The following is a 22,860-nucleotide window of genomic DNA, read 5'->3' on the forward strand; positions in this document are numbered from 1 at the left end:
GCCATGACGTATGCCATCGCCCTGAACTTCGAGGATGGAGTGACCCGCTTCATCGACTGCAAGATGGGGGAAAAGGTGCTCGATGCCGCCTTCCGCCAACGCATCAACCTGCCCATGGACTGCTCGGACGGCGTGTGCGGTACGTGCAAATGCCGCTGTGAAACCGGCGCCTACGACTTGGGCGACGACTTTATCGACGACGCCCTGAGCGCCGACGAAGCGCAGGCGCGCCAGGTACTGACCTGCCAAATGGTGCCGCAGTCCGACTGCGTGATCGCCGTGCCGGTGCCGTCCAGCGCCTGCAAGACCGGCACCACGCACTTTGCCGCGACGCTGGCCGGCATCACCCGACATGGCGATGCCGCGCTGGAAGTGAGTTTCGAACTGGACCAAGCGCCGGTATTCCTGCCCGGCCAGTACGTGAATATCAGCGTGCCCGACAGTGGGCAAACACGTGCTTACTCCTTCAGCAGTCGCCCGGGCGACCCGCGCGCCAGCTTCCTGATCAAGCACGTGCCCGGCGGGTTGATGAGCAGTTGGCTCGAGCGCGCCCAGCCGGGCGACAGCGTGGCGATCACCGGCCCACTGGGGAGTTTCTACCTGCGTGAGGTGGCGCGGCCGCTGCTGTTACTGGCCGGTGGTACCGGCCTGGCGCCGTTCCTGTCGATGCTTGAAGTGCTCGCGCAGCGCCAGGAAACCCGCCCGATCCGGTTGATCTACGGCGTAACGCGGGATCAGGACCTGGTGATGATTGAGGCGTTGCAAGCTTTTACCGCGCGTTTGCCCGACTTCAACCTGGTGACCTGCGTGGCTGATCCGCACACCACTCACCCGCGCCAGGGCTACGTGACCCAGCACATGGCCGACGAAGCCCTCAATGGCGGCGATGTCGACGTGTACCTGTGCGGCCCGCCGCCGATGGTCGATGCGGTGCGCGAGCACTTCAAGCAGCAGAGCGTGACCCCGGCCAGCTTTCATTACGAGAAATTCACCCCTAACGCCGTCGCCCCGTGCGATGCCGCCTGAGGACTGCCGCATGACTCAACGGTTTAACAACAAGGTCGCGCTGGTCACCGGCGCTGCGCAAGGCATCGGCCGGCGTGTCGCCGAACGCTTGCTGGAGGAGGGTGCCTGGCTGGTCGCGGTGGATCGCTCCGAGCTTGTGCATGAATTGCAGCATGAGCGAGCGCTACTGCTGACCGCCGACCTGGAACAATACAGCGAGTGCGCGCGGGTGATGGCCGCCGCCACGGCGCGTTTCGGGCGCATCGACGTGCTGGTCAATAACGTCGGCGGGACCATCTGGGCCAAGCCTTTTGAGCATTACGCTGAGGCTGAAATCGAGGCCGAAGTGCGCCGCTCGCTGTTCCCTACGCTGTGGTGCTGCCATTGCGTGCTGCCCTATATGCTGGAGCAGGGCGCGGGCGCCATCGTCAACGTGTCTTCCGTGGCTACGCGCGGGGTCAATCGCGTGCCCTATGGCGCAGCCAAGGGCGGCGTGAATGCCTTGACGGCCTGCCTGGCCCTGGAGACTGCCGGCAGCGGGATTCGCGTCAACGCCACCGCGCCCGGCGGCACCGAAGCACCGCCACGGCGCATCGCGCGCAACAGCCAGCCGCAGAGCGAGCAGGAGCGTGTGTGGTACCAGCAGATCGTCGACCAGACCCTCGAGAGCAGCTCGATGAAACGCTACGGCAGCATCGACGAACAAGCTGGCGCAATTCTGTTCCTGGCCTGCGACGAGGCCTCCTACATCACCGGCGTGACCTTGCCGGTGGGCGGCGGCGACCTCGGCTAAGGCTTTTTCCATCAGATGACATGGACTCTCCTTTTCAAACCATTCGAGGCATGCCCTCAGGTGTGCCCCAATGGAGCAATCCACTGGAGATGGATGGGTCTTCATGGTCTATGAAAAGGCAGAAATGATCAGATAAACAGCCCGCCAGACGGCCACTAGAGACTATCCGGATCCCCAAAAAACATCTGAATCCGCGACCTCAACCACCGCTCCCCCGGATCATTATCCTGCGACCCCCGCCACGCCATATGCAGCTCAAACGAGCGCACCGGCAACGGTGGGTCTTCGGCACGCAACCCACCCGCCGAGGTCAGCGCTTCCGCCGCGTAATCCGGCACCGTTGCCAAAATGTCCGTACCCGCCAGCAACGTACCCAGGCCGTTGAACTGCGGCACCGCGAGTACAACGTGGCGCTTGCGGCCGAGTTTTTCCAGCTCTTCATCGATAAACCCGCTCAAGTCCCCGGCAAAAGACACAAGCGCATGGGGCCGTGAGCAGAAGTCATCCAGGCTCAGCGAGCCCGGTACGCTGTCGGCGCGCAGCAGTTTTGGCAGACTGCGGCGCAGTACCTTGCGTTTGGCGTTGGCGGGCAGGTCGGCGGTGTAGCTGACGCCGATGGAGATTTCGCCGGAGGCGAGCAGGTTGGGCATCAGGATGTAGTTGACGCGGCGTACCACCAGCACGATGCCGGGGGCTTCGGAGCGCAGGCGTTTGAGCAGTTGCGGGAGCAGGGCGAATTCCACGTCGTCGGACAGGCCAATGCGAAACACAGCGGTGCTGGTGGCCGGGTCGAATTCGGCGGCGCGGCTGACGGCGGTGGAGATCGAGTCCAGGGCCGGGGAGAGCAGGGCGAAGATTTCCACGGCGCGGGCCGAGGGTTCCATGCTGCGCCCGGTGCGCACGAACAGGGGGTCATCGAACAATCCGCGCAGGCGTGACAGTGCCGCGCTGATGGCCGGCTGGCCGAGGAACAATTTCTCGGCGGCGCGGGTCACACTGCGCTCATGCATCAAGGTTTCGAATACGATCAAGAGGTTAAGGTCGACACGACGCAGGTCGTTACGGTTCATCTTGTGTCCTGGAAGAGTCAGCAAACTTGATGTGAGCGGTCACGTAGCAACCCCTGAGGTTCGATTCAGAAGGATGACCGGCATGAATCTTACGGGGAAAGGCTGGTACTCTGCACCGGCTAATTGATTTTTCCTACGATAGTTGAGGGGTGTTCCTCCTTCGCGGAATCAATGACAGGCATGTCGACTATTAATGGTGACCGGTGGTCTTACCCCCAAAGCCCAGATAAAGTTCATGGCATTAGAGGTTACTTTGACGAGGTTTGCGATGTCCCGCACGATCCGTTTTCACAAGTTTGGTCCGGCCGAGGTGCTCAAATGCGAAGAGCATGCAGCCGCGCAGCCCGCACCGGGCGAAGTGCAGGTGCGTGTCGACGCGATCGGTATCAGCTGGTACGACATTCTGTGGCGCCAGAACCTGGCGTCTTCCCATGCACGCCTGCCTTCTGGCCTGGGCCATGAAATGGCCGGTGTCGTAGTTGCCCTCGGCGACGGCGTGGATGACTTGGCAGTGGGCGATAAGGTGGCCAGTTTTCCGGCCGAGAGCCCCAATGATTACCCGGTGTATGGCGAGCAGATCGTCTTGCCCCGTTCGGCCCTGACCCGCTACCCGGATGTCTTGAGCCCGATTGAAGCCAGCGTGCATTACACGCCGCTGCTGATTGCGTACTTTGCCTACATGGACCTGGCGCGGGTCAAACCCGGCCAGTTTGCCCTTGTGACCGACGCCAGCCACTGTGCCGGCCCTTCGTTTGTGCAGCTGGGCAAGGCCCTGGGTGTGCGGGTGATTGCCGCCACCAAAGACAGTGCTGAACGCGAATACCTGCTGTCTCTCGGGGCAGAAAAAGTCATCGTGACCGAAGAACAAGACCTGCTGATGCAGATCAACAAGTTCACCGACAACCGTGGCGTCGACGTGGTGTTCGATGGCCTGGGTGGCCCGCAGATGTCGCTGCTCGGTGACGTCCTGGCGCCGCGTGGCAGCCTGGTGCTGTATGGCCTGCAAGGTGGCAATCAGACGCCATTCCCGGCCTGTGCGGCGTTCCAGAAGAACATCCAGTTCTTTGTGCACTGTATCGGCAACTTCACCGGCAAGCCGGAGCTGGGCATTATCCAGGACCAGGTGGCGTTGCAGCGTGCGTTGCGCGATATCAACCAGCTGACGGCCGACCGGGTGCTTGTCCCACTGAAAACCACGGTATTTCCGTTCAGTCAGTTCGTCGAAGCGCACCGATACATGGATGAATGCCCGTGTCGCGAACGGGTGGCGTTGCAGGTTGAAGCTGTTTGAGCTGTAGGAGTATTCGCAAATGAATGCTCTGGCGCCTGAGCTGATGAGGCAAATGCGCCATTTGACAGGGCTTAACCCGCACTGGGGTTGAGCCGCCGCAGGGGCGCTGCGCCCCGCAAACAATACCGTTATTGCCGTGCGCCGCCCTGAAATCCAGTGCGGCGCTTGTGTGTGGGCGTCATTTAAGTTGGGCAGGCAGGTCATCTGAGCTGCTTTTTGACGCCGTTCTGTATCTGTTAATCATTATTTGAGTGCCGATAATTGAGTCTTCATTGTCATCTCAAGGATTGAGCCATGATTGATTACACGGCAGTTGCGTCACGCACCTTCAGAACTAACGAGGCTCGGATTGTTTCTCCCGCAAAGTGCAAAACGAATACCCTGTGGCCTTGCACGCAGCCAAGGTGCGCAGATGATTAATATTCGTCGGACGCTTCTCTAATTTCTTAGTTAAAACAGTGTAGGACGTTGTCGGAATATTCCTAAGGCTAACAGCTATTTTGCTGGAGCCCGCGCAGGCGCTGGATTCTCCGGCGGGGCGGCCATGGGCGCCCTCAATGCTCTCACCTGCGCTTTTGTTGCAAGGTGCTAATGTTGACTCAAACTTGTGCTGCGCAATGGAAGACAAGCCTACAGATGTAATAGGTCGAGCAACGCTGTTTGGTAGTTGCTTGAAACTGATATTTCAACTCAGGTAGTAGAACGATGAGCACTATTCATGAACAAGCCATGAGCTATGTTTACCAGCAAGTTCTGCAACGTTTAATCGGGCACTTTACGCGCGCCGAACGAACGTCACTTCAATTGCTCGTTCAGCGAATCGTGGTGGCCGCAGGCGGCATGGAACAAGTGGGCAATTACAAAGTACTGATCGCCCATGGTGGCGGCGAAGTGAGCAGCTACACCCTCGCGTTGCTGCGTGCGGCGCAACTGACCATTGCTGGCCGCTCGCCCAAGACGTTTCAGATACGGGTGGCAACATTGCGGCATGCCGGTATGACTCAGGCAACGCTCGACTCCCTGAATCAAGGCTACGCAGCGCTGTTCTTCCATGACGACCCACGGGTAGAGCTATTGATGGTGGAAAACCATGAGGTGCTGCCGTTCAACCATCAGCGCCCGGCATCCAGTGCCGCTCGGGAAATCAGCCAGCGTAACAAGCTGATGATCGGGCACCTGACGTCCGGGGATATCCGCGCCGCCCTGTGCGACGACACGCTCCTGGCCCTGGGCGATTTCTATCAGCGGGTCGCTACCTGGAACGGCGGCGTGCATGCCCTGGTCAGCGGTGATTCAGCACGCAAGCAAAGCCAATACATCGCGTGGCTGAAAAAAAGCGCGCTGGCGACCGGCCTTGCCTTTGCGCCCAATAAGCCCTCGTCGCTCAATGCATGGTTTGCACGCATGGAGGAGTGGAGTGTGGGTTGCTATCGGGACCTCTATGGCGAGCACTATGCGGGCAACGAAAGTCCGGGCCGGGGCGGGCATCGTCATTTGGCCTATATCGGCATCGCCGACTTGCTCAAAGACGCCGACGTCGGGCATGCGCCACTGCTCACCGGGTTTCTCGCCCACAAGCGGGACCCGTTTGAGTTCCATTTCAGCCATCCTGTCTATCCCAACCCATTGCTCATGGCGCATTTGCACGGCGTGCAGGCCCAGTGCCTGCGTGAGCTTTCCTACGAACATGGCGTCGCGGGGTTTGTTCGACGTGCGGCAGACTTCCTGCACCGCAGGCAAGTGCCGGTCGCGCTGATCAAAGAAGCGTCCGGGCGAGAAGGGCAGTTGCTGTCCACCGCCTACATCCAGGAGTTCTCGGGTCTGGACGACAACCAGCTGACCTGCCTGTTATTTGCACCCTTTGTTCAGCATGGCGAGCGGTTGGAGAGTTTCTTGCGTCAATGCCATCCCGGCATGCTGGTGGCGCTCCCCGAACTCCACAAGGCACTACAGGGCAAACCCGCAGCGGACATCCTGCACCAGTGGCTGGTGGATACCAGTGGGTTGCCGCTGCCGCTGTTGCAGCACCTGTATCGTAAGCGCCCGCTGTTGGAAGGACGCGGCACGCGGGCGCGCAAACGAGCTTTCGCGCGGCCCCAGGCGCGCGTCGCCCAAGTGTCGGGGCGTTAGCAACGATGAACCTTCGCGGGGAGCGGCAAGTAGACTTTGCCTATCAGGCGGTGTACCGCTACATGGCCAACCTGATCAACGAAGTCAGCCGGGAAACGCCGGTGAAACTGCCGTCGTTGCGGCAGTTATCGACGCGTATGAATGTGTCGATATCGACGATTCAGTACGCCTATTCGTTGCTGGAAAAGGAAGGCCGAGTGTACTCGGTGGCCAAGTCCGGCTACTTCGCCTGGCCCGTGGCTGCAAACGCGCCCCTTATGGCCGGTACTGATTTGCTCGAACGCTTGTACACGGCTGCACGGCGCCCGGCGATGGTGGTGCTCAGTGGTGATGAACCGGCGTTGTTGGGGTCGCTCGATGGCGCATTGCTAGCGCTGGAGCGCCAACTGGTACGCCGGTATCCCCATCACCTGCAACCGTCGCAACCCTGCGGTGTGTGGGAGTTGCGCGCCGCCTTGGCCGCCCGCTATACCTCGTCGCCCACCCGTTGCTGGCAAGCGGATGAGGTGTATGTGGGGGCCGACCTTCAAGGTGTACTGGGCATCCTCATTGATGCCCTGGGCCTCAAAGGCACCGTGGTGGTGGTTGAATCGCCCTGCGATTACCTGGTGTTGCGCCTGCTACAGGCCGCTGGCGTGCGGGTTATTGAATGGCCCTGGCGTGCCGACGGCCGACCGGACCTGGCCGCATTGGAGCACCTGCTGCGCCATGAACCGGTGCACCTTGTGCTGCTCTCATCCGTGGTCAGCATGCCCTCGGGTAATACCATGACCGAACCCGAGCGGCTGCACGTAGCGCGACTGCTCGACCAGCACGGCTGCTGGTTGCTGGAGAACGATACCTTCGGTGACCTGAGCTTCGCGCCGCCCGGGCCGGCCTTGCGCAGCCTGGTCAACCCAGAGCGGCTGATCGTGTTTTCTTCGTTCGAAAAGGTGTTGGGCCCGGAAGCCCCCTTTGGTTACCTGCTGGCGCGGCAGATGAGCAGCGAATTGCAGCGCCAATTCTTGCTGCGTTCATTTCGACTGTCCGCTATCCGACAACGCGCCATTGCCCGGCTTTATGAGAGTGGGCGGTTTGATCAGCATCTGCAGACGCTGCGTCAGCGCCTTCACGAGCAGGCCCATGCCATGAGTCACCGCTTGGATGTGCGTCTGCAAGGGCGTGTGCATTACCGCATGCCCGTGGCCGGGGCGAGTTTCTGGTTGCAGTCGACGGCGCCGGTGGACATGCGCCTGGTGTTCCAGCGCATGCTCGCCCAGCAGGTGGTGATTGCCCCGGGCGAGCTGTTCAGCCTCAGCGGTTTGCATCACCAGCATATGCGCTTGAGCCATACCTTTAGTGGCCATCCCAACCTCGACATCGCCCTGAATACGCTGGCTCAGTCACTACGGCAGGCGCAGACTGAGTAGGAGCGAGCTTGCTCGCGAAAAACGTCAACGATAACGCGCGCTGCCTGAATAAACGCGGCGCCGGTGAGTTTTTCGCGAGCAAGCTCGCTCCTACAACTATCCAATGTGGGATATAGGTATCTACACAACTTTGTGGGCTGTAGCAGCAAACGGTAACCACGATGCGAAGCGAGTCGCTCTTGATCTGCTTGTGATCTTAGGCGCCCCGTTAAACCACGCTGGCCGGAATTCGACAGGGATTTGGGGGGTAAACCGGCAGGGATGCCGGTTTAGCCGCCCCGCGCCATGGATGGCGCGTGGCGGCGGCCCCCCAAATCACTGGCGGATTACGGGCACACCGAGCCTAAGCGAGGTGCCGAGTGGTGGGGCAAGAGCCCTTTTGGTTACTTTTGGGGCTCTTTTCCAAAAGTGACCCGCTGTCAGAGCGGAACCCTAAGTGGCCGTTACCGCAGCAATGGATATATACACGGTCCAACTGTGTTGACTGTCAGGCCGCCTTCGCAGGCAAGCCAGCTCCCACATTTAGATCTCGGCGCGTCAGTTAGATCAGCGCCGGCTGCAGGGCCGTCACGGGAGCAAGCTCCCTCGCCACAGGTCCGGCGTCGATACCTATACTGCGATAGGGGCCTGACAGCCGATCAGACTGTCAGGCCGAGTGCATATCCTCACCTCAATTATCCGAAATTTCTCTTCAGGCTGTCGGATCGATACCGTCGCGCAGTAGTCCAAGTCCCAGTAAACTGTCATTTTTTCCGAATCCTTCTTTTCGAGGTTTATGCATGACTATCAGTCCTTTTGCGGGCAAACCGGCGCCAGCCCAGTTGCTGGTGGATATCCCGCGACTGGTCACGGCCTACTACACCGGCCAGCCTGATGCAGCGATCTCCACTCAGCGCGTGGCTTTTGGTACCTCCGGGCACCGTGGCAGTTCGTTCGAACTGAGTTTCAACGAGTGGCATGTGCTGGCTATCAGCCAGGCCATCTGCCTGTACCGCGAAGCGCAGGGCATTACTGGCCCATTGTTTGTCGGCCTGGATACCCATGCATTGTCGACGCCAGCCGGTGCCAGTGCGTTGGAAGTCCTGGCGGCCAACGGCGTGCACGTGATGCTGGCCGAGGGCGACGAGTACACGCCGACACCGGCGATTTCCCACGCCATCATCTGCTACAACCGTGGCCGTACCAGCGGCCTGGCGGACGGCATTGTGATTACACCGTCCCACAACCCGCCGCAAAGTGGCGGCTACAAGTACAACCCGCCTAACGGTGGCCCGGCCGACACCCACGTCACCAAGTGGATCGAAGCCAAGGCTAACGAACTGCTCGCCAACAAGTTGGCCGGGGTCAAGCGCATCACTCACGCCCAGGCGCTCAAGGCAGACACCACCCATCGCCATGACTACCTCAACAGCTATGTGGCCGACCTGATCAATGTGATCGACATGGACGCGATCCGCAGCGCTGACCTGCGCTTGGGCGTGGATCCATTGGGCGGAGCAGGGGTGCGCTACTGGTCGGCGATTGCCGAGCATTACCGCTTGAACCTCGACGTGGTGAATACCGAGGTCGACGCAACCTTCCGCTTCATGAGCGTCGACTGGGATGGCCAGATTCGCATGGACCCTTCCTCCAGCTACGCCATGCAAAGCCTGATCGGGCTCAAGGAACGCTTCGACGTTGCCTTTGCCTGTGACCCGGACCACGACCGCCACGGCATCGTCACGCCTTCCGGTGGTTTGCTGGCGCCCAACAACTACCTGGCGGTGTCCATCGACTACCTGTTCCAGAATCGCCCGGACTGGCGTGCCGACGCGGCCGTGGGCAAGACCGTGGTCAGCAGCGGCCTGATCGACCGCGTCGCGGCGCGCATCGGTCGTCGCCTGTACGAAGTGCCGGTGGGCTTCAAGTGGTTTGCCGATGGCTTGTTCGAAGGTTCGTTGGGGTTCGGCGGCGAAGAAAGCGCCGGCGCCTCGTTCCTGCGTAAAGACGGCAGCGTGTGGAGCACCGACAAGGACGGCCTGATCCCGGCCTTGCTGGCCGCGGAAATGACCTCGCGCAAAGGCCAGGACCCGAGCCAGATCTACCGTGGCTTGACCGATGCCCTGGGTGAGCCGTTCGCCATTCGCGTGGATGCCAAGGCCACTCCAGCGCAAAAAGCCCTGCTGGGTAAACTGTCACCGGAGCAGGTCACGTCCACGCAATTGGCCGGGGAGAGCATCCAGCAGATCCTCAGCCATGCGCCGGGCAACAACCAGGCGATTGGCGGTTTGAAAGTCATGACCGAAAACGGCTGGTTTGCCGCACGGCCTTCGGGCACTGAGGACATCTACAAGATCTACGCCGAGAGCTTTATCGGCGAAGAACACCTCAAGCAACTGGTGGAAGAGGCGCAGGTGTTGGTAGACGGCGCAATCAGCCAATAACTGACACTGTATGTAGGAGCGAGCTTGCTCGCGAAAAACGTCAACGATAACGCGTGCTTCCTGAATAAACGCGGCGCCGGTGAGTTCTTCGCGAGCAAGCTCGCTCCTACATGATCAGGCCAGATCCACCAGCACGATTTCGCTGTCCTCGATCGCCGTCACCCGCAACACTTGTTCATCCTCAACCGCCACACCGTCTCGTGCCTGTGCCCGCACACCATTGACGTCAATCACGCCCGTGGCAGGCACCAGGTAGGCACGGCGACCGCTGTCCAACCGGTACTCCGCGCTTTCCCCGGCCTTCAGGTTCGCGGCCACCAAGCGTGCATCCGCACGAATCCGCAAGCTTTCACTGTCGCCAGCCTTGCCGCTGGCCAGCGTTACAAAGCCCTCGCGGTTGCCTTGCGGAAACGGCTTGGCGCCCCATGACGGCGGCAAGCCCGCCTCATTGGGGATGATCCAGATCTGGAAGATCTTGGTCGGCGTGGCCTCCAGGTTGTACTCGCTGTGGGCAATGCCGGTGCCTGCACTCATTACTTGCACATCGCCGGCTTCGGTGCGGCCTTTGTTACCCAGGTTGTCGGCATGGCTGATGGCGCCTTCGCGCACATAGGTGATGATTTCCATGTCGCGGTGCGGGTGCTGGGGAAAGCCGCTGCCGGGGGCGATGATGTCGTCGTTCCACACCCGCAGGTTGCCCCAGTGCATGCGCTTGGGGTCGTGGTATTCGGCAAAGGAAAAGTGGTGATGAGCGTCAAGCCAGCCATGATGGGCGCCGCCCAGGGTGTTGAAAGGTCGAAGTTCAAGCATGATCGTCTCCTGTTGATGGGCCTATCATCCAGCAGCGCATGATCGAGAAAAAGCGAAAAAACTGCCGGATTATTATCTATTTGTTCGATGTTTTACCCCGGTGTTTACTTTCACTTCATCGCCTAACTGCATGACAGCAAAGCATTTGGCTGGAACTGAGCGGCGTTTCCGGCGACCATGGTGGCCTGGTCAAAACAAGCTCACCGCAGGAGTCCGCGTGTCGCAACAACAGCCTGATCTACCCCCCGAACTGCGCCCCCTGGCTGAAATGCCGCTGTTGAAGCGGCTTGCCGCTCGCCTGTTCGGCCATGGGCTCACCCGTTTGCGCGCGCAGCATCGGTTTTCCTGGTTGCATGGCCAGGCCGACGGCTTTCGCAGTGGGCATGAGGCGGGCGTTGAATACGGTTATCGCGAGGGCAAGGCCGATGGCATTGAAGAGGGCCGCCAGGTCCTGCTGATTCGTGACTTTCGCCCCGATGAGCACCGTGCGCCAGGCGTAGATGACAGCCTGTTCGACGATTGGCGATTGCCGCTCACCGCAGAGGTGAAGAAACGCATGAAGGCCGATGTCGCGCGCCTGCTGCCAGCCCACGCGCAGCCAAGTGCGGCGCAATGGAAGATGATCTTCAGCGACACACCCTCGACCTCAGTGATTGCGGGCGCAGGCGCCGGCAAGTCGACGTCCTTGGTGCTGCGCATCCTGCTGATCAGCCATTACCTGGGCTTTGAGCTAAGTTCGATGACGGTGGTGACGTTCACTCGCGAGTCGCGCAAGGACTTCATCAACAAGCTCATGGAGATTCTCAGCCTGTGGGGCCAACCCCTTGGCAGCAAAGAAGCCCAGGCGGTGGTGCGCACCTTTCATTCGCGCATCCTGCCGATGGTGCGCAGCCTGCCGGGCTTTGAAAGACTGCAAGCCTTTGAGAACCTCAACGGTGGTTTTGAAGACGCCGACAGCAACGCCTTCGACCTGCGTATCAGCGACGCCCAGCGCCAGCAGATGAACGCCTGTTATCACCGCTTGTATGGCCGCCATCAGCGTTTTCGCGAGTTGATTGCACCCCTGGCCCGCCATGGCCTGCAGCTCAAGGAGTTGGAACGCGATCATCCAGACGTGCAAAAGCGCATGGCCGTGACTGAATTGGCGGCCAAGCGCGATGAAGAACTCTGTGATGTGATTGAAGACCTGTGGTTTCGCGCCGGCGCCTGGCCGATCAAAGGCATCGAACCCAGCCGTCAGACCTTTGAAATCAACGGCGCGCAATTTCATTGCCACGGCTATATCCCGGAGCTGGATGCCTGGGTGGTGCTGGGGTTCGATGGGCGCGAAAACCCGCAGATCAGTCGGCCGAATTCGAAACTCTCGGTGCGTGCAGAATGGGCGGTGAAGCGCACCTTGTTTCAAGCTTTCTGCAATAAGCCACTGATATGGATGGATAATTACGAATCTTCCAAGCGCCTTTTGAGCAGCCTGGGCGGCGATGCCACGGCCGGGCCGGGCTTTGATTACAAGGTCAAAGGCGAGCTCGCTTCGGCGCCCCTGTTGGACAGTTTTGTCATGGCGGCCGGGTTTATCGAGAACCTCGGTTTGGATGTGCCTACGGCGGTTGGCCAGATGAGCTTTGCCAAGGACGACCCGGACCGGCTGTTCTTCGAGGCCTTGAGCATTTTCTGGAAGGCCCTGGAAGATCACCTGCTGGAACAGTCGCCGCCGATCATGACCTACAACCGGATGTTCTCGCTGTTTGGCGAAAACACCCCGGAGAACCTCAAGCTGCTGAGTGATCCGCTGTTGCGACCGATGTCGCACCTGATGATCGATGAATTCCAGGACGTGTCGCCGCAGATCGTGTCCTGGATCCGCGCCAGCCTGCGGGAAATCCGCAGCCGCGGGCCGGCCATGCATGTCGGGCGTGGGGCGCAACGCTCATCGTTGCTGTGCGTGGGGGATGACTGGCAATCGATCTATGGCTGGCGCGGCAGTTCGCCCAAGTACTTCATGGAGTTCAACAAGGAGTTTGTTTCGCCCAGCACTACCCGCGTGATGCTGGGGGAAAACTACCGCAGCCACCAGCACATCATCGACGCTGCTGAACATATCGTACGCAGTGCACCGGCCATTCCGGGCAAGAAGGCCAAGGCCAGTGGCGAGCCCAAGGCATTGGTGCCCGTCACGGTGTTGGAGCGTGACGACGCGGCACTGGGGCAGCGGTTGTTGGAGCATTATCAGCGGGGCGATTCGATCCTGATGCTTTATCGAAAAAGTAGCGATAAGTTATTGATTCAAGAGCATATTCAGTCTGTAGTTAATGTGGATTCTAGCTTGGCGCCTCAGGCGCGCAGGCTTAAACAGCTGACTTATCACAGTGCCAAGGGCTTGCAGGCGGATGCGGTGTTTTTGCTGGGTGATTGTCAGCATGTCACCAGTTCGCCGTACAAGAACCAGGTGTATCGCATGGCGGGTTTGGGCAAGGATGGGGACAGCGAGCCTTATGACAATGCGCAGAGAGACGAAGTGTTGCGCCTGGCCTACGTGGGGATTACCCGGGCGGTCAGCCATTGTTATTGGTATGTGGAGAAGCCGGAAGGCCAGGGTGTGAATGTGCCGAGGGCGTCTGAGCGGGTGGATGGCAGGAAGGTGTTTTTTGATGATCAACGTGCAGTGAAGGGGGCTGGCTGACCTACGTTGAGGCCCAACAGCCTACACGGGATCGAAAATGTGGGAGCTGGCTTGCCTGCGATGACGGCCTACCAGCCGATGCCTATCTACCTGAAACCCCGCGATCGAAAATGTGGGAGCTGGCTTGCCTGCGATGACGGCCTACCAGCCGATACCTATCTACCTGAAACCCCACGATCAAAAATGTGGGAGCGGGCTTGCTCGCGAAGGCGGCCTGGCAGTCAACACAGTTGGATTGTGTACATATCCATTGCTGCGGTAACGGCCGCTTAGGGTTCCGCCCTGACGGCGGCTCACTTTTGAAAAGCGCAAAAGTAAGCAAAACGCTCTTGCCCCACCACTCGGCACCTCGCCTAGGCTCGGTGTGCCCGAACGCAGGCTTGAATCCGTGGGCCGCCGTCATGGGCCATCCTTGGCCCAGGACGGCTAACCCGGCGTCCTGCCGGGTTACCCACGAATTCAAGCCTGCGTTCGGCCAGCGTGGTTTAACGGGGCGCCTGAGATCAAGATCAAAAGCAGATCAAAAGCAGATCAAGAGCGGCTCGCTTCGCATCGTGGTTACCGTTGGAGTGGGTCGCTACGGCTTGTTGCTCCGTTTCACGCCCGCAACGAAACCGGTGGCACAAAACTCTCCAATTCATCCTCCACGGCCTCGATGATGCGCTCCACATCAGCCGCGTTCATCACCGTGGCGCAGGGGATCCCGGCGATGGCGATCAATGTCTCGCCGCTGGCCCGGTCGAACAGGCGGGCGATCATGCTGCCGGGGGCGTCCATGCTGCCCTCGAAGCCCATCGGGTGAAAATGCCAGCGCATCAGCTGGCAGGCGTTGGGGAATGTCACTTTGTTCATGTTGCCCACCTTGTTCATTGAGCGCTTCCTTTAGCTCGCGGCAGGGGCCAGGACCTTCACTGGTCATGACAGATAAGGGCTTAAAAATAGCATTCGTTCGCAACGGCAAGGTGACTTTTTTGGGCCCGTTCAGCGGTTGTTTCGCCTAATTTTGATATGGATCATGTCCTACAGAGGAATGGGCAAAAGGCCATCAGTCAGGCGCTCGATTTGACTCTTGAAGAGGCGGGTAAACTTCGGCAGTCTCAAGTATTTTTTCCGCGGTAGAGCCCGATATGCCCGACATCGCTCCAGACGATGAGTATCAGAATTCCCACGCTACCGGCGCGCTGGTGCTGCGCCATCACTTGTGCTGGCGCCATCGCGATCTGGATGGAGTGATGGCCTACTATCACCCCGAGATCCAATACCACGATTTCTTCCAGAACCGTGTGGTGGGCTATGCCCAGTTGCGTGAGTACTTGCAGGCCAGCATGCCCCGTGAGGCAGACGAGGCGATTGAACACACTGATCGCATCCGCGCCGATGGCGATACGGCGTTTATCCAGTACCGCATTACCTTGCGTGGCGGCCAGGGCCTGGTGTCGTTTCGCACCAGTGAGGCCATTACCGTGCGCGACGGGTTGATCTGGCGGGTGAATGAATATGCGTCCCTGGTGCATGAGCAACCGACCCAGGCGCTGCGCCCGACGGTCAGCCGCCTGGGCCTGTCGCCCCAGCAGTTGGGTTATATGGCCAATGACCTGCAACAATATTTCGAGCGTCAGCAACCGTACCTGGACCCGGAGCTGGATCTGCAGCGGGTCGCCAAGGCCTGTGGCTACAGTCGCAACCAGATGTCCTACCTGCTGAACCAGGTGCTGGGGCAGAGCTTCTATCGCTACGTCAACCAGGCGCGACTCCAGCATTTGCTGGCCGCGCTGGACTGCGCCACACCGCCCATCAAGGTGGATGATCTGGCCTTTGCCGCCGGTTTCAATTCACTTTCGGCGTTCTACAGCGCTTTTCGCCAGCACACCGGGCAATCGCCCAAGGCGTACCTCAAACAAATTTCTCTGCGTGCACGCGCGCAAGACAGTCCCTGACGCGGCGCTCTAGGATCGACCCTATCGAACCGAGGTAGGGGAACCTGGCATGCCGGCATGGCGCAGTATCAGTTTATGGATGGACCAGCTGGACGACCCGCTGGTGGCGCGGCCGTCGCTGGAGCACGACCTGGACGTCAATGTGGCGATTATCGGCGCCGGCTACACCGGCCTGTGGACCGCCTATTACCTGAAGCGCCAGGCCCCCGAGTTGAAAATTGCAATCATCGAGGCGCAAACGGCCGGTTTCGGCGCATCCGGGCGCAATGGTGGCTGGTTGATGGGCAACCTCTTGGGGGAAGACCGTCTGCTGTCAGGGCTTGCCCCCCAGCAGCGGCGCGCTTCGTTTGACCTGCTGCACGGTATTCCCGATGAAGTGGCCCAGGTGCTGGCCCGTGAAGGCATTGACTGCGATTACCGCAAAGGTGGCGCCTTGTATTGCGCCGCACGTTACCCCGAGCAGGAAGGCAGCCTGCGCCGCTATCTGGACAAGCTGTACGCCCAGGGCCTCACCGAAGACGACTACCGCTGGCTCAGCCCGCAGCAATTGGCCGAGCAGGTCCGTATTGCCAAGCCTTATGGCGGCATCTATGCCCCTCACGTCGCGACCATCAACCCGGCGAAACTGGTGCGTGGCCTGGCGCGGGCCGTTGAGAACCTGGGTGTAGCCATCTACGAGAACAGCCCCGTCACCCATTGGCAGTCCGGCAGCCTGCGCACCGGCCAGGCCAGCGTGCGCGCCGCTTGGGTAGTGCCTGCGGTCGAGGGATACGCTAATACCTTGCCGCCTTTGGGCCGCTACCAGTTACCGGTGCAGAGTTTGATCGTCGCCACCGAACCGCTGCCGGCCAGCACCTGGGCAGACATCGGGCTCAGCCAGGGCCAGGCTTTTGGCGAGAGCAGCCGACAAGTCACCTACGGCCAGCGTACGGCCGACAATCGCCTGGTGTTCGGCGCCCGTGGCGGCTATCAATTTGCCGGAAAGTTACGGCACAACTTCGACCTGACGGACAGCGAAGTGGAGTTACGTCGTTACCTGTTTGGCGAGCTCTTCCCACAGCTGAAGAAGGCCAGGATCACCCACTCCTGGGGCGGCAACCTCGGCATGTCGCGCCGTTTTCGTCCGCACATGCTCTGTGACCCTGCCACTGGCATCGCACTGTCCGGCGGTTATGGCGGGGAGGGCGTGGGTGCCACCAACCTCGGCGGCCGCACCCTGGCCGATTTGATCCTGGGCCGTGACACTTTGCTGACCCAACAACCTTGGGTGATTCGCGAAGGCGGCCTCCAGGCGCTCAAGGCTTGGGAGCCCGAGCCGTGCCGCTGGCTGGGCTACAACGCGATCATTCGCAGTTTTGTCCATGAAGACCAGGTCTTGGCCAACCCCAATACCCCGCCCTGGCGCCGCAAGCTGGCAACCAGCATTGCCGGTTTCATGGAAGGTTTCATGCACTAACCCATTCCACCCACAGGGGAAGCCCCATGAGCATCACCCAATTCAAAGACACGCTGAACACCCCGCTGCCGGACTCATCACCGGTGGCGGCGCCCCTGGGCGAGCCCATCGCCGTGGCCTCCACACTGAGCGTGGAGCGCAACGACGGCGTCGAGACCGGCATTTGGGCGTGTACGCCGGGGCGCTGGCGTCGGCAGATCACGTCCCAGGAGTTCTGCCATTTCATCGAAGGGCGCTGCACCTTCACGCCTGATAACGGGGAAACCCTGCACATACAAGCCGGTGACGCACTGATGTTGCCAGCCAATAGCACCGGTATCTGGGATATCCAGGAAACCGTGCGCAAGACCTACGTCCTGATTCTGTAACGCTTTGATCCTTGATCGCCTGCCATAAAAACAGCCCTAAAACCGCCAGGAAATCGAACCATGAAAGCCATTGCCCTGTTGCCCTTGATGTTGGTGGCCTCTATCAGCCAGGCCGCCGAGACCGTGAAGATCTATAACTGGTCGGACTACATCGCGCCGGACACTACCCGGAATTTCCAGAAAGACACCGGCATCGGTTTTACCTACGACGTGTACGACAGCAACGAGACCCTCGACGGCAAGCTGATGACCGGTAAATCGGGCTACGACGTGGTGTTCCCCTCCAACCATTTCATGGCGCGGCAGATCCAGGGCGGCGCCCTGAAAAAGCTCGACAAGAGCCAGTTGCCCAACTGGAAAAACCTCAACCCGGTGCTGCTCAAGGCCCTGGAAAATAACGACCCTGGCAACGCCCACGGCTTCCCGTACCTGTGGGGTAGCACCGGCATTGGCTACAACATCGACAAGGTCAAGGCGGTACTCGGCGACAACGCCCCGGTGGATTCCTGGGACTTGATCTTCAAACCGGAAAACATGGCCAAGCTGCAAAAATGCGGCGTCGCCATCCTCGACAACGGCCCCGAACTGCTGCCGGCCGCGCTGAATTACCTGGGCTTGCCGCACCACAGCAAAAAAGCCGAGGACTACAAAAAGGCCGAAGCCCTGCTGATGAAAGTGCGACCTTACGTGGCGTATTTCCATTCCTCGAAATACACCGCCGACCTGGCCAATGGCGATATCTGCGTGGCAGTCGGTTTCTCCGGCGACATCCTGCAGGCCGAAAGCCGCGCCAAGGAAGCCAAGAACGGCGTGAATATCGGCTACAACATTCCCAAGGAAGGCGCGGCAATCTGGTTCGACATGGTGGCTATGCCCGTCGACGCCCCCAATGAAAAAGCCGGCTATGCCTTCATGAACTACCTGCTGCGCCCCGACGTGATGGCGAGTATCACCAACTACGTGCACTACGCTAACGGCAACGCGGCGGCCGACAGCCTGGTAGACCCGGCAATCAAGGCCGATACCAAGGTGTATCCAAGCGCGGAAATGATGGGCAAGTTATTTGCACTGGAAGCCATGCCGTTGAACATCGACCGGGTGCGTACTCGGGTTTGGAACACCATTCGCACGGGGCGATGATTAATGACAAAACAGCGCTGGCGTGAAGGGCGATAAGTCATTGGTACGGGCGAGATAAATAATCACGTCATAGTTAAGACATTTGATGTCAATTATTTAGAGTGGAAAGTGTTATTGCCTGCGTGAGAGATTTCGATCCGCAGCGCGTAACACTTTCACATACACTCACTCTCTGACAGGTGACTTATATGTCCTCAATAGAAAGCCTTCCCACTGGCGGCACGTGGACCCATCCGGAAAACAGCCCGCCGACCTTGCGCGGCACAGACCAGCGTGAGCGTCTGGAAGCCAAGCGCGGCGAGCCCTCGGTGCTCATCGGTGGTGGCGGTGCCGACCAACTGGTAGGCCGGCAAGGTGAAAATACATTCAAATATGAAAAAAGCACCGACTCCCTTAGCGATGACCCCGACACGATCCTGAACTTCAACCCCAAGGAGGATGAAATCGATGTATCCGGGATATTAAAAGACAACAACATCTCAGCTATTAATATTCAGCCAGGCCCGCCCGTGGAAGTGGGGGATGTGCAACTGACCCATGAGTTTGGCGTGAGCATGTTGAATATCAAGGTAAACCCTGAGGAGCCGAACTTTTCTGTACGCGTTGATGGCGTACATTTATTGCCGCAGCATATTAATTTCTTTCATTCGGATTAAGCCTATGGATTCTCCAGGTCATGGCCCAACGACTGAATGAATAGAGAAAACAACTCCGGCTGCGACGAGATGTCCAGCTTGGCGTACAAATGCCTGCGGTGCACTTTTACCGTGTCTGGCGAGATCTTCAGGCGTTCGGCCATGGCCTTGGAGGAGAACCCACGCAACACCAGCCGGGCGATTTCCAGCTCGCGGTCCGACAGCACACCGCTGCCGAAATGACTCAGCGCATCGCGAATCTGACTGTCCATAGCCGGTGCCCGCTGGGTGCTTTGCTGCCAATGCTGCTGCATGAGCGGCAACACCCAGGCCGACAGCGTGGTCAACAGCCCGGTTTCTTCAAAGCTGAAGCCCCGCTGCATGCCCAGTGACAACGACAATGTGCCGGCGCCAGGCAATTGCAGGATCAATTGCACTTCGTCTTCCAGCACGTTGTCGTGGAAGTAATTGAGGAAGTACTCACTTTGGCGAAAATGGTCCGGCGCCACTTCCTCCAGGCGGTATACGCCGCTGGCATAGTGCTCGCGGCACGCCTGGTAAAACGGGTCGAGCAGGTACAGGCCGTTGAGGTACACCAGCATCGACGCCGGCTTGCTGCTGGGTTGGGCGTCGTACTCTTCCAGGGCCTGGGGTGGGCCATCCAGCGGGTAGAAAATCGCCAGGGCATTATCGAAGGGCAGGCACTGGTGCAACAACAGCACCAGTTGCTTCCAGAACCGCTCGGTGCCGATCTGAGACAAGGTGCGGCCCAACCCCGCATGCATACCCACTTCCCGGAACAGGCTCATCCAACCATCCCCACCCTAAAATGATCGCCCAAGGGTTAGGCTTCTGGCGGGCACCGTCAAGGGGAGTACGCCAATAGGGGAATTGGCCGACAGGCCCGTCAGCCGATAACGTCGCCACTATTCAACGGGAAGCATATCCCGAGCAAATATCATTTTTCGTTTCTGCCTCACACCAAAAACAACGACAGAGGATAACGATATGAGTGCTACCCCCGCGCCCGATGGCGTGCTCAAGCCCACCCTGAGCGTCTTTGATGTAGTGGCCATTACCGTTTCAGCGGTAACGCCGGCCAGTTCCGTCTTTGTGATCGCCCCGTTTGCCATCCAGCAGGCGGGCAGTGGCGTGTTCCTGGCGTTTGTGATGGCGGCGTTACTCGCGTTGATGTTTGCCTTCTGTTACGCCGAACTCGGCCGCGCCCATAACAGCGCTGGTGGCGAGTACGTGTATGCCAAGCGCGTATTTGGCGGCATGGCTGGTTACGCCACCTTCCTGACGGTGCTGGTGATGTTGCTGTTTATCCCGCCGGTATTGGCCACCGGTGCGGCGACTTATCTGAATAACGCCCTGGGCACCCAGTTTGACGCGCAAACGGTCGCCCTGGTGATCGTGGTGTGCAGCTACGCCCTGGGCATCCTCAATATCAAGCTCAACGCCTGGATTACCGGCACCTGCCTGCTATTGGAAGTGGCGGCGTTGCTGGTGATTGTGGTGATCGGCTTCGGTAACCCGGTGCAGCCGGCCAGTGTGTTGTTGCAGCCGCAGATCGTCGAAAACGGCGTGTTGCACCTGGCGCCTTGGGCGTTGGTGATCGGCGCCGTCGGTATCGGCCTGTTCTCGTTCAACGGCTACGGCCCGGCGGTGTTGCTGGCCGAAGACATGAAGTGCGGCGGCAAGGGCGTGCACAAGGCGGTGCTGTGGTCGTTGGGGTTGGTGGTGCTGATCGAGTTGGTGCCTATCACTGCGCTGTTGATCGGCGCGCCGTCACTGAGCGAGATGATCAGCAGCCCCGACCCGATCGGCTATTTATTGACCAGCCATGGCAACGAAACCTTGTCGCGGTTGGTGAGTGCCGGGATTTTTCTGTCGGTGTTCAATGCCATCGTCGCCATCGTGATCCAGATTGGCCGGGTGGTGTTCAGCAGCGGTCGCGATGCGCTGTGGACGCCGAGTATCAACAAGCTGTTCACACGTATCCACCCGCGTTGGGACTCGCCGTGGCTGGCGACACTGTTTCTGGCGATTCCTTCGGCGCTGTTGAGCTTCAGCTCCAACCTGGCCGACCTGACCTCGTTCAGCGTGTTGCTGATCATGCTGGTGTACCTGGTGGTGGCGCTGAGCGCGCTGATGAGCCGGGTGCTGTTGCGGGATCGCGAGCATCCCTATCGCATGCCGTTATGGCCGCTGCCGGCATTGCTGGCGGTGCTGGGTGCCGGTTACCTGCTGGTCACCTTGATCCTGGAGGCTTCGGTACGCGACATCATGATCATCATCGGCTTGCTGGCCCTGTCGGTTATTTTGTATTGCATCAGTGGCCGGTTGAGTCCGGCGTTTCAGAAATTGTAAGGAGTGGGTATGCGTGCACGTCAATTGGGCATTACGTTGGGGTTGGGCATGCCCGGCGAATTGAATGCCATCACCGATGTTCCCGGGGTTCGCGTCGGCCATGCCACGCTCAAGGCGCAGGTCGACGGCAAGCAGGTGCGTACCGGCGTTACGCTGATCCAGCCGCGTGCCGGGGAAGCGCGGCATCAACCGTGTTTTGCCGGCTACCACGTGCTCAACGGCAATGGCGACGCCACGGGGCTGGAGTGGATCCGCGAGGCGGGGCTGTTGACCACGCCGATGGCCATTACCAACACCCACAGTATCGGGGTGGTGCGCGACAGCCTGATCGCCCTGGAGCGCGAGCGCCTGGCGGACCCTGCGGTGTACTGGTGCATGCCGGTGGTCATGGAAACCTACGATGGCCTGCTCAACGACATCTGGGGCCAGCATGTTCGCCCTGAGCATGTGCGCCAGGCCCTGGAGCAGGCTGAAAGCGGCCCGGTGCAGGAAGGCGCGGTAGGCGGTGGCACCGGCATGATTTGCCACGAGTTCAAGGGCGGCATCGGCACCGCGTCACGGCGGTTGCCAGCGGAGCAGGGCGGCTGGACCGTCGGCGTACTGGTGCAGGCCAACCATGGCAAGCGCCAGGAGCTGCGGGTCGATGGCTACCCGGTGGGCCGTCACTTGATGGACATTGCTTCGCCCTTTGCCGAGCGAGGTACCCCCGGCATGGGCTCCATCGTGGTGATCATCGCCACGGACGCACCTTTGCTGCCCCACCAGTGCCAGCGCCTGGCGCAGCGCGCGTCCATCGGCATCGCGCGCACCGGTGGTGGCACCGAGGATTCCAGCGGTGACCTGTTCCTGGCGTTTGCCACCGGTAACCAGGATTTGCCACCAGCGGACTATGGGCGCAAGGACCTGCCGCTCAGCACTGGCTTGCAGATGGTCAACAATGATCATATTTCGCCGCTGTTCAGCGCGGCGGCAGAGGCGGTGGAGGAGGCGATCATCAATGCGATTCTGGCAGGTGAAGACATGACCACCCAGGACGGCATCAAGGTACCGGGCCTGGCTGGCGAAACCCTCTTGGCGGCGTTGAAACAGTGTGGCTGGAGTGTCCCGGTAATGGGGGACAGCGCACTTTAATAGTGCCGATAGTGGCTCTTTAATGTTGCTAATGACACCGTGACAATATATTGGATCCATTAATCAAGTAGGCCGCTCACTTAGAGCGGCTTTACTTGTATTTAATATTTAAATAGTGCTGTGCGCCGATTCGGCCACACAAACGCAACGCCCCCCAATAAACACTGCGTGGGACTTCTGCAACTTGAACCTGCGTCACAGTTGTGCGA

At 59.9% G+C, this 22,860-nt stretch carries 18 protein-coding genes; 14 read left to right on the plus strand and 4 right to left on the minus strand.

Annotated features, from left to right (window positions below; genetic code table 11):
• Positions 1-3: 3 nt before the first annotated feature.
• Together benC and ACWHXD_RS13850 are read left to right on the plus strand one after the other, a co-directional pair.
• Complete coding sequence (gene benC / locus ACWHXD_RS13845) at positions 4-1,026, plus strand: benzoate 1,2-dioxygenase electron transfer component BenC (protein ID WP_032891966.1); 1,023 nt, start codon at positions 4-6, stop codon at positions 1,024-1,026.
• A 10-nt stretch (positions 1,027-1,036) separates the two neighbouring features.
• Entirely contained in the window at positions 1,037-1,798 is a 762-nt protein-coding gene (locus tag ACWHXD_RS13850) for a 1,6-dihydroxycyclohexa-2,4-diene-1-carboxylate dehydrogenase (protein ID WP_032891965.1), read from the plus strand.
• Between the two features lie 155 nt (positions 1,799-1,953).
• Here the strand turns inward: ACWHXD_RS13850 and ACWHXD_RS13855 are convergent, their stop codons facing one another.
• Entirely contained in the window at positions 1,954-2,868 is a 915-nt protein-coding gene (locus ACWHXD_RS13855) for a LysR family transcriptional regulator (RefSeq protein ID WP_138763023.1), read from the minus strand.
• Between the two features lie 268 nt (positions 2,869-3,136).
• Between ACWHXD_RS13855 and ACWHXD_RS13860 the strand changes: the two genes are divergently transcribed.
• From ACWHXD_RS13860 to pgm, 4 genes are all read left to right on the plus strand, one after another.
• The gene (locus tag ACWHXD_RS13860) at positions 3,137-4,159 is read left to right on the plus strand and encodes a zinc-dependent alcohol dehydrogenase family protein (protein ID WP_032891964.1); all 1,023 of its coding nucleotides are present in this window, start codon (positions 3,137-3,139) and stop codon (positions 4,157-4,159) included.
• 705 nt (positions 4,160-4,864) lie between these two features.
• The gene (locus tag ACWHXD_RS13865) at positions 4,865-6,289 is read left to right on the plus strand and encodes a hypothetical protein (protein ID WP_192901661.1); all 1,425 of its coding nucleotides are present in this window, start codon (positions 4,865-4,867) and stop codon (positions 6,287-6,289) included.
• 5 nt (positions 6,290-6,294) lie between these two features.
• Positions 6,295-7,698: an aminotransferase-like domain-containing protein gene (locus ACWHXD_RS13870; protein WP_499084130.1), complete on the plus strand. Its 1,404-nt coding sequence runs from the start codon at positions 6,295-6,297 to the stop codon at positions 7,696-7,698.
• 779 nt (positions 7,699-8,477) lie between these two features.
• Positions 8,478-10,121, plus strand: coding sequence for a phosphoglucomutase (alpha-D-glucose-1,6-bisphosphate-dependent) (gene pgm / locus ACWHXD_RS13875; protein WP_044273695.1), 1,644 nt, complete (start codon positions 8,478-8,480; stop codon positions 10,119-10,121).
• Between the two features lie 114 nt (positions 10,122-10,235).
• Here the strand turns inward: pgm and ACWHXD_RS13880 are convergent, their stop codons facing one another.
• Positions 10,236-10,931, minus strand: coding sequence for a pirin family protein (locus ACWHXD_RS13880; protein ID WP_138763020.1), 696 nt, complete (start codon positions 10,929-10,931; stop codon positions 10,236-10,238).
• A gap of 217 nt (positions 10,932-11,148) precedes the next feature.
• On the opposite strand from ACWHXD_RS13880, the gene ACWHXD_RS13885 reads away from it, so the two are divergent.
• Positions 11,149-13,611, plus strand: a complete 2,463-nt coding sequence (locus tag ACWHXD_RS13885) for a UvrD-helicase domain-containing protein (RefSeq protein WP_138763019.1) — start codon at positions 11,149-11,151, stop codon at positions 13,609-13,611.
• A gap of 597 nt (positions 13,612-14,208) precedes the next feature.
• Here ACWHXD_RS13885 and ACWHXD_RS13890 read toward each other — a convergent pair.
• Positions 14,209-14,481, minus strand: coding sequence for a DUF1652 domain-containing protein (locus tag ACWHXD_RS13890; RefSeq protein WP_014718395.1), 273 nt, complete (start codon positions 14,479-14,481; stop codon positions 14,209-14,211).
• 257 nt (positions 14,482-14,738) lie between these two features.
• Between ACWHXD_RS13890 and ACWHXD_RS13895 the strand changes: the two genes are divergently transcribed.
• From ACWHXD_RS13895 to ACWHXD_RS13915, 5 genes are all read left to right on the plus strand, one after another.
• Positions 14,739-15,548 (plus strand): helix-turn-helix transcriptional regulator, encoded by an 810-nt coding sequence (locus tag ACWHXD_RS13895; RefSeq protein ID WP_138763017.1) that lies wholly within the window; start codon positions 14,739-14,741, stop codon positions 15,546-15,548.
• A 49-nt stretch (positions 15,549-15,597) separates the two neighbouring features.
• The gene (locus ACWHXD_RS13900) at positions 15,598-17,004 is read left to right on the plus strand and encodes an NAD(P)/FAD-dependent oxidoreductase (RefSeq protein ID WP_138763016.1); all 1,407 of its coding nucleotides are present in this window, start codon (positions 15,598-15,600) and stop codon (positions 17,002-17,004) included.
• Between the two features lie 26 nt (positions 17,005-17,030).
• Positions 17,031-17,372 carry a cupin domain-containing protein gene (locus tag ACWHXD_RS13905; RefSeq protein ID WP_098951546.1) on the plus strand — a complete coding sequence of 114 codons (342 nt, stop codon included), beginning with the start codon at positions 17,031-17,033 and terminating at the stop codon, positions 17,370-17,372.
• 60 nt (positions 17,373-17,432) lie between these two features.
• Positions 17,433-18,512 (plus strand): polyamine ABC transporter substrate-binding protein, encoded by a 1,080-nt coding sequence (locus tag ACWHXD_RS13910; RefSeq protein ID WP_032897431.1) that lies wholly within the window; start codon positions 17,433-17,435, stop codon positions 18,510-18,512.
• Positions 18,513-18,700: 188 nt separating this feature from the next.
• Positions 18,701-19,168, plus strand: coding sequence for a M10 family metallopeptidase C-terminal domain-containing protein (locus ACWHXD_RS13915; protein ID WP_138763015.1), 468 nt, complete (start codon positions 18,701-18,703; stop codon positions 19,166-19,168).
• A gap of 2 nt (positions 19,169-19,170) precedes the next feature.
• On the opposite strand, the gene ACWHXD_RS13920 is transcribed toward ACWHXD_RS13915, so the two are convergent.
• Complete coding sequence (locus ACWHXD_RS13920; RefSeq protein ID WP_138763014.1) at positions 19,171-19,956, minus strand: helix-turn-helix transcriptional regulator; 786 nt, start codon at positions 19,954-19,956, stop codon at positions 19,171-19,173.
• A gap of 199 nt (positions 19,957-20,155) precedes the next feature.
• Between ACWHXD_RS13920 and ACWHXD_RS13925 the strand changes: the two genes are divergently transcribed.
• Both ACWHXD_RS13925 and ACWHXD_RS13930 read left to right on the plus strand, forming a co-directional pair.
• A complete protein-coding gene (locus ACWHXD_RS13925; protein WP_138763013.1) occupies positions 20,156-21,520 on the plus strand; it encodes an APC family permease in 1,365 nt (454 codons plus the stop codon).
• A 9-nt stretch (positions 21,521-21,529) separates the two neighbouring features.
• Positions 21,530-22,651, plus strand: a complete 1,122-nt coding sequence (locus ACWHXD_RS13930) for a DmpA family aminopeptidase (protein WP_138763012.1) — start codon at positions 21,530-21,532, stop codon at positions 22,649-22,651.
• Positions 22,652-22,860 lie beyond the last annotated feature (209 nt).

It is taken from the genome of Pseudomonas fjordensis, from assembly GCF_976987115.1.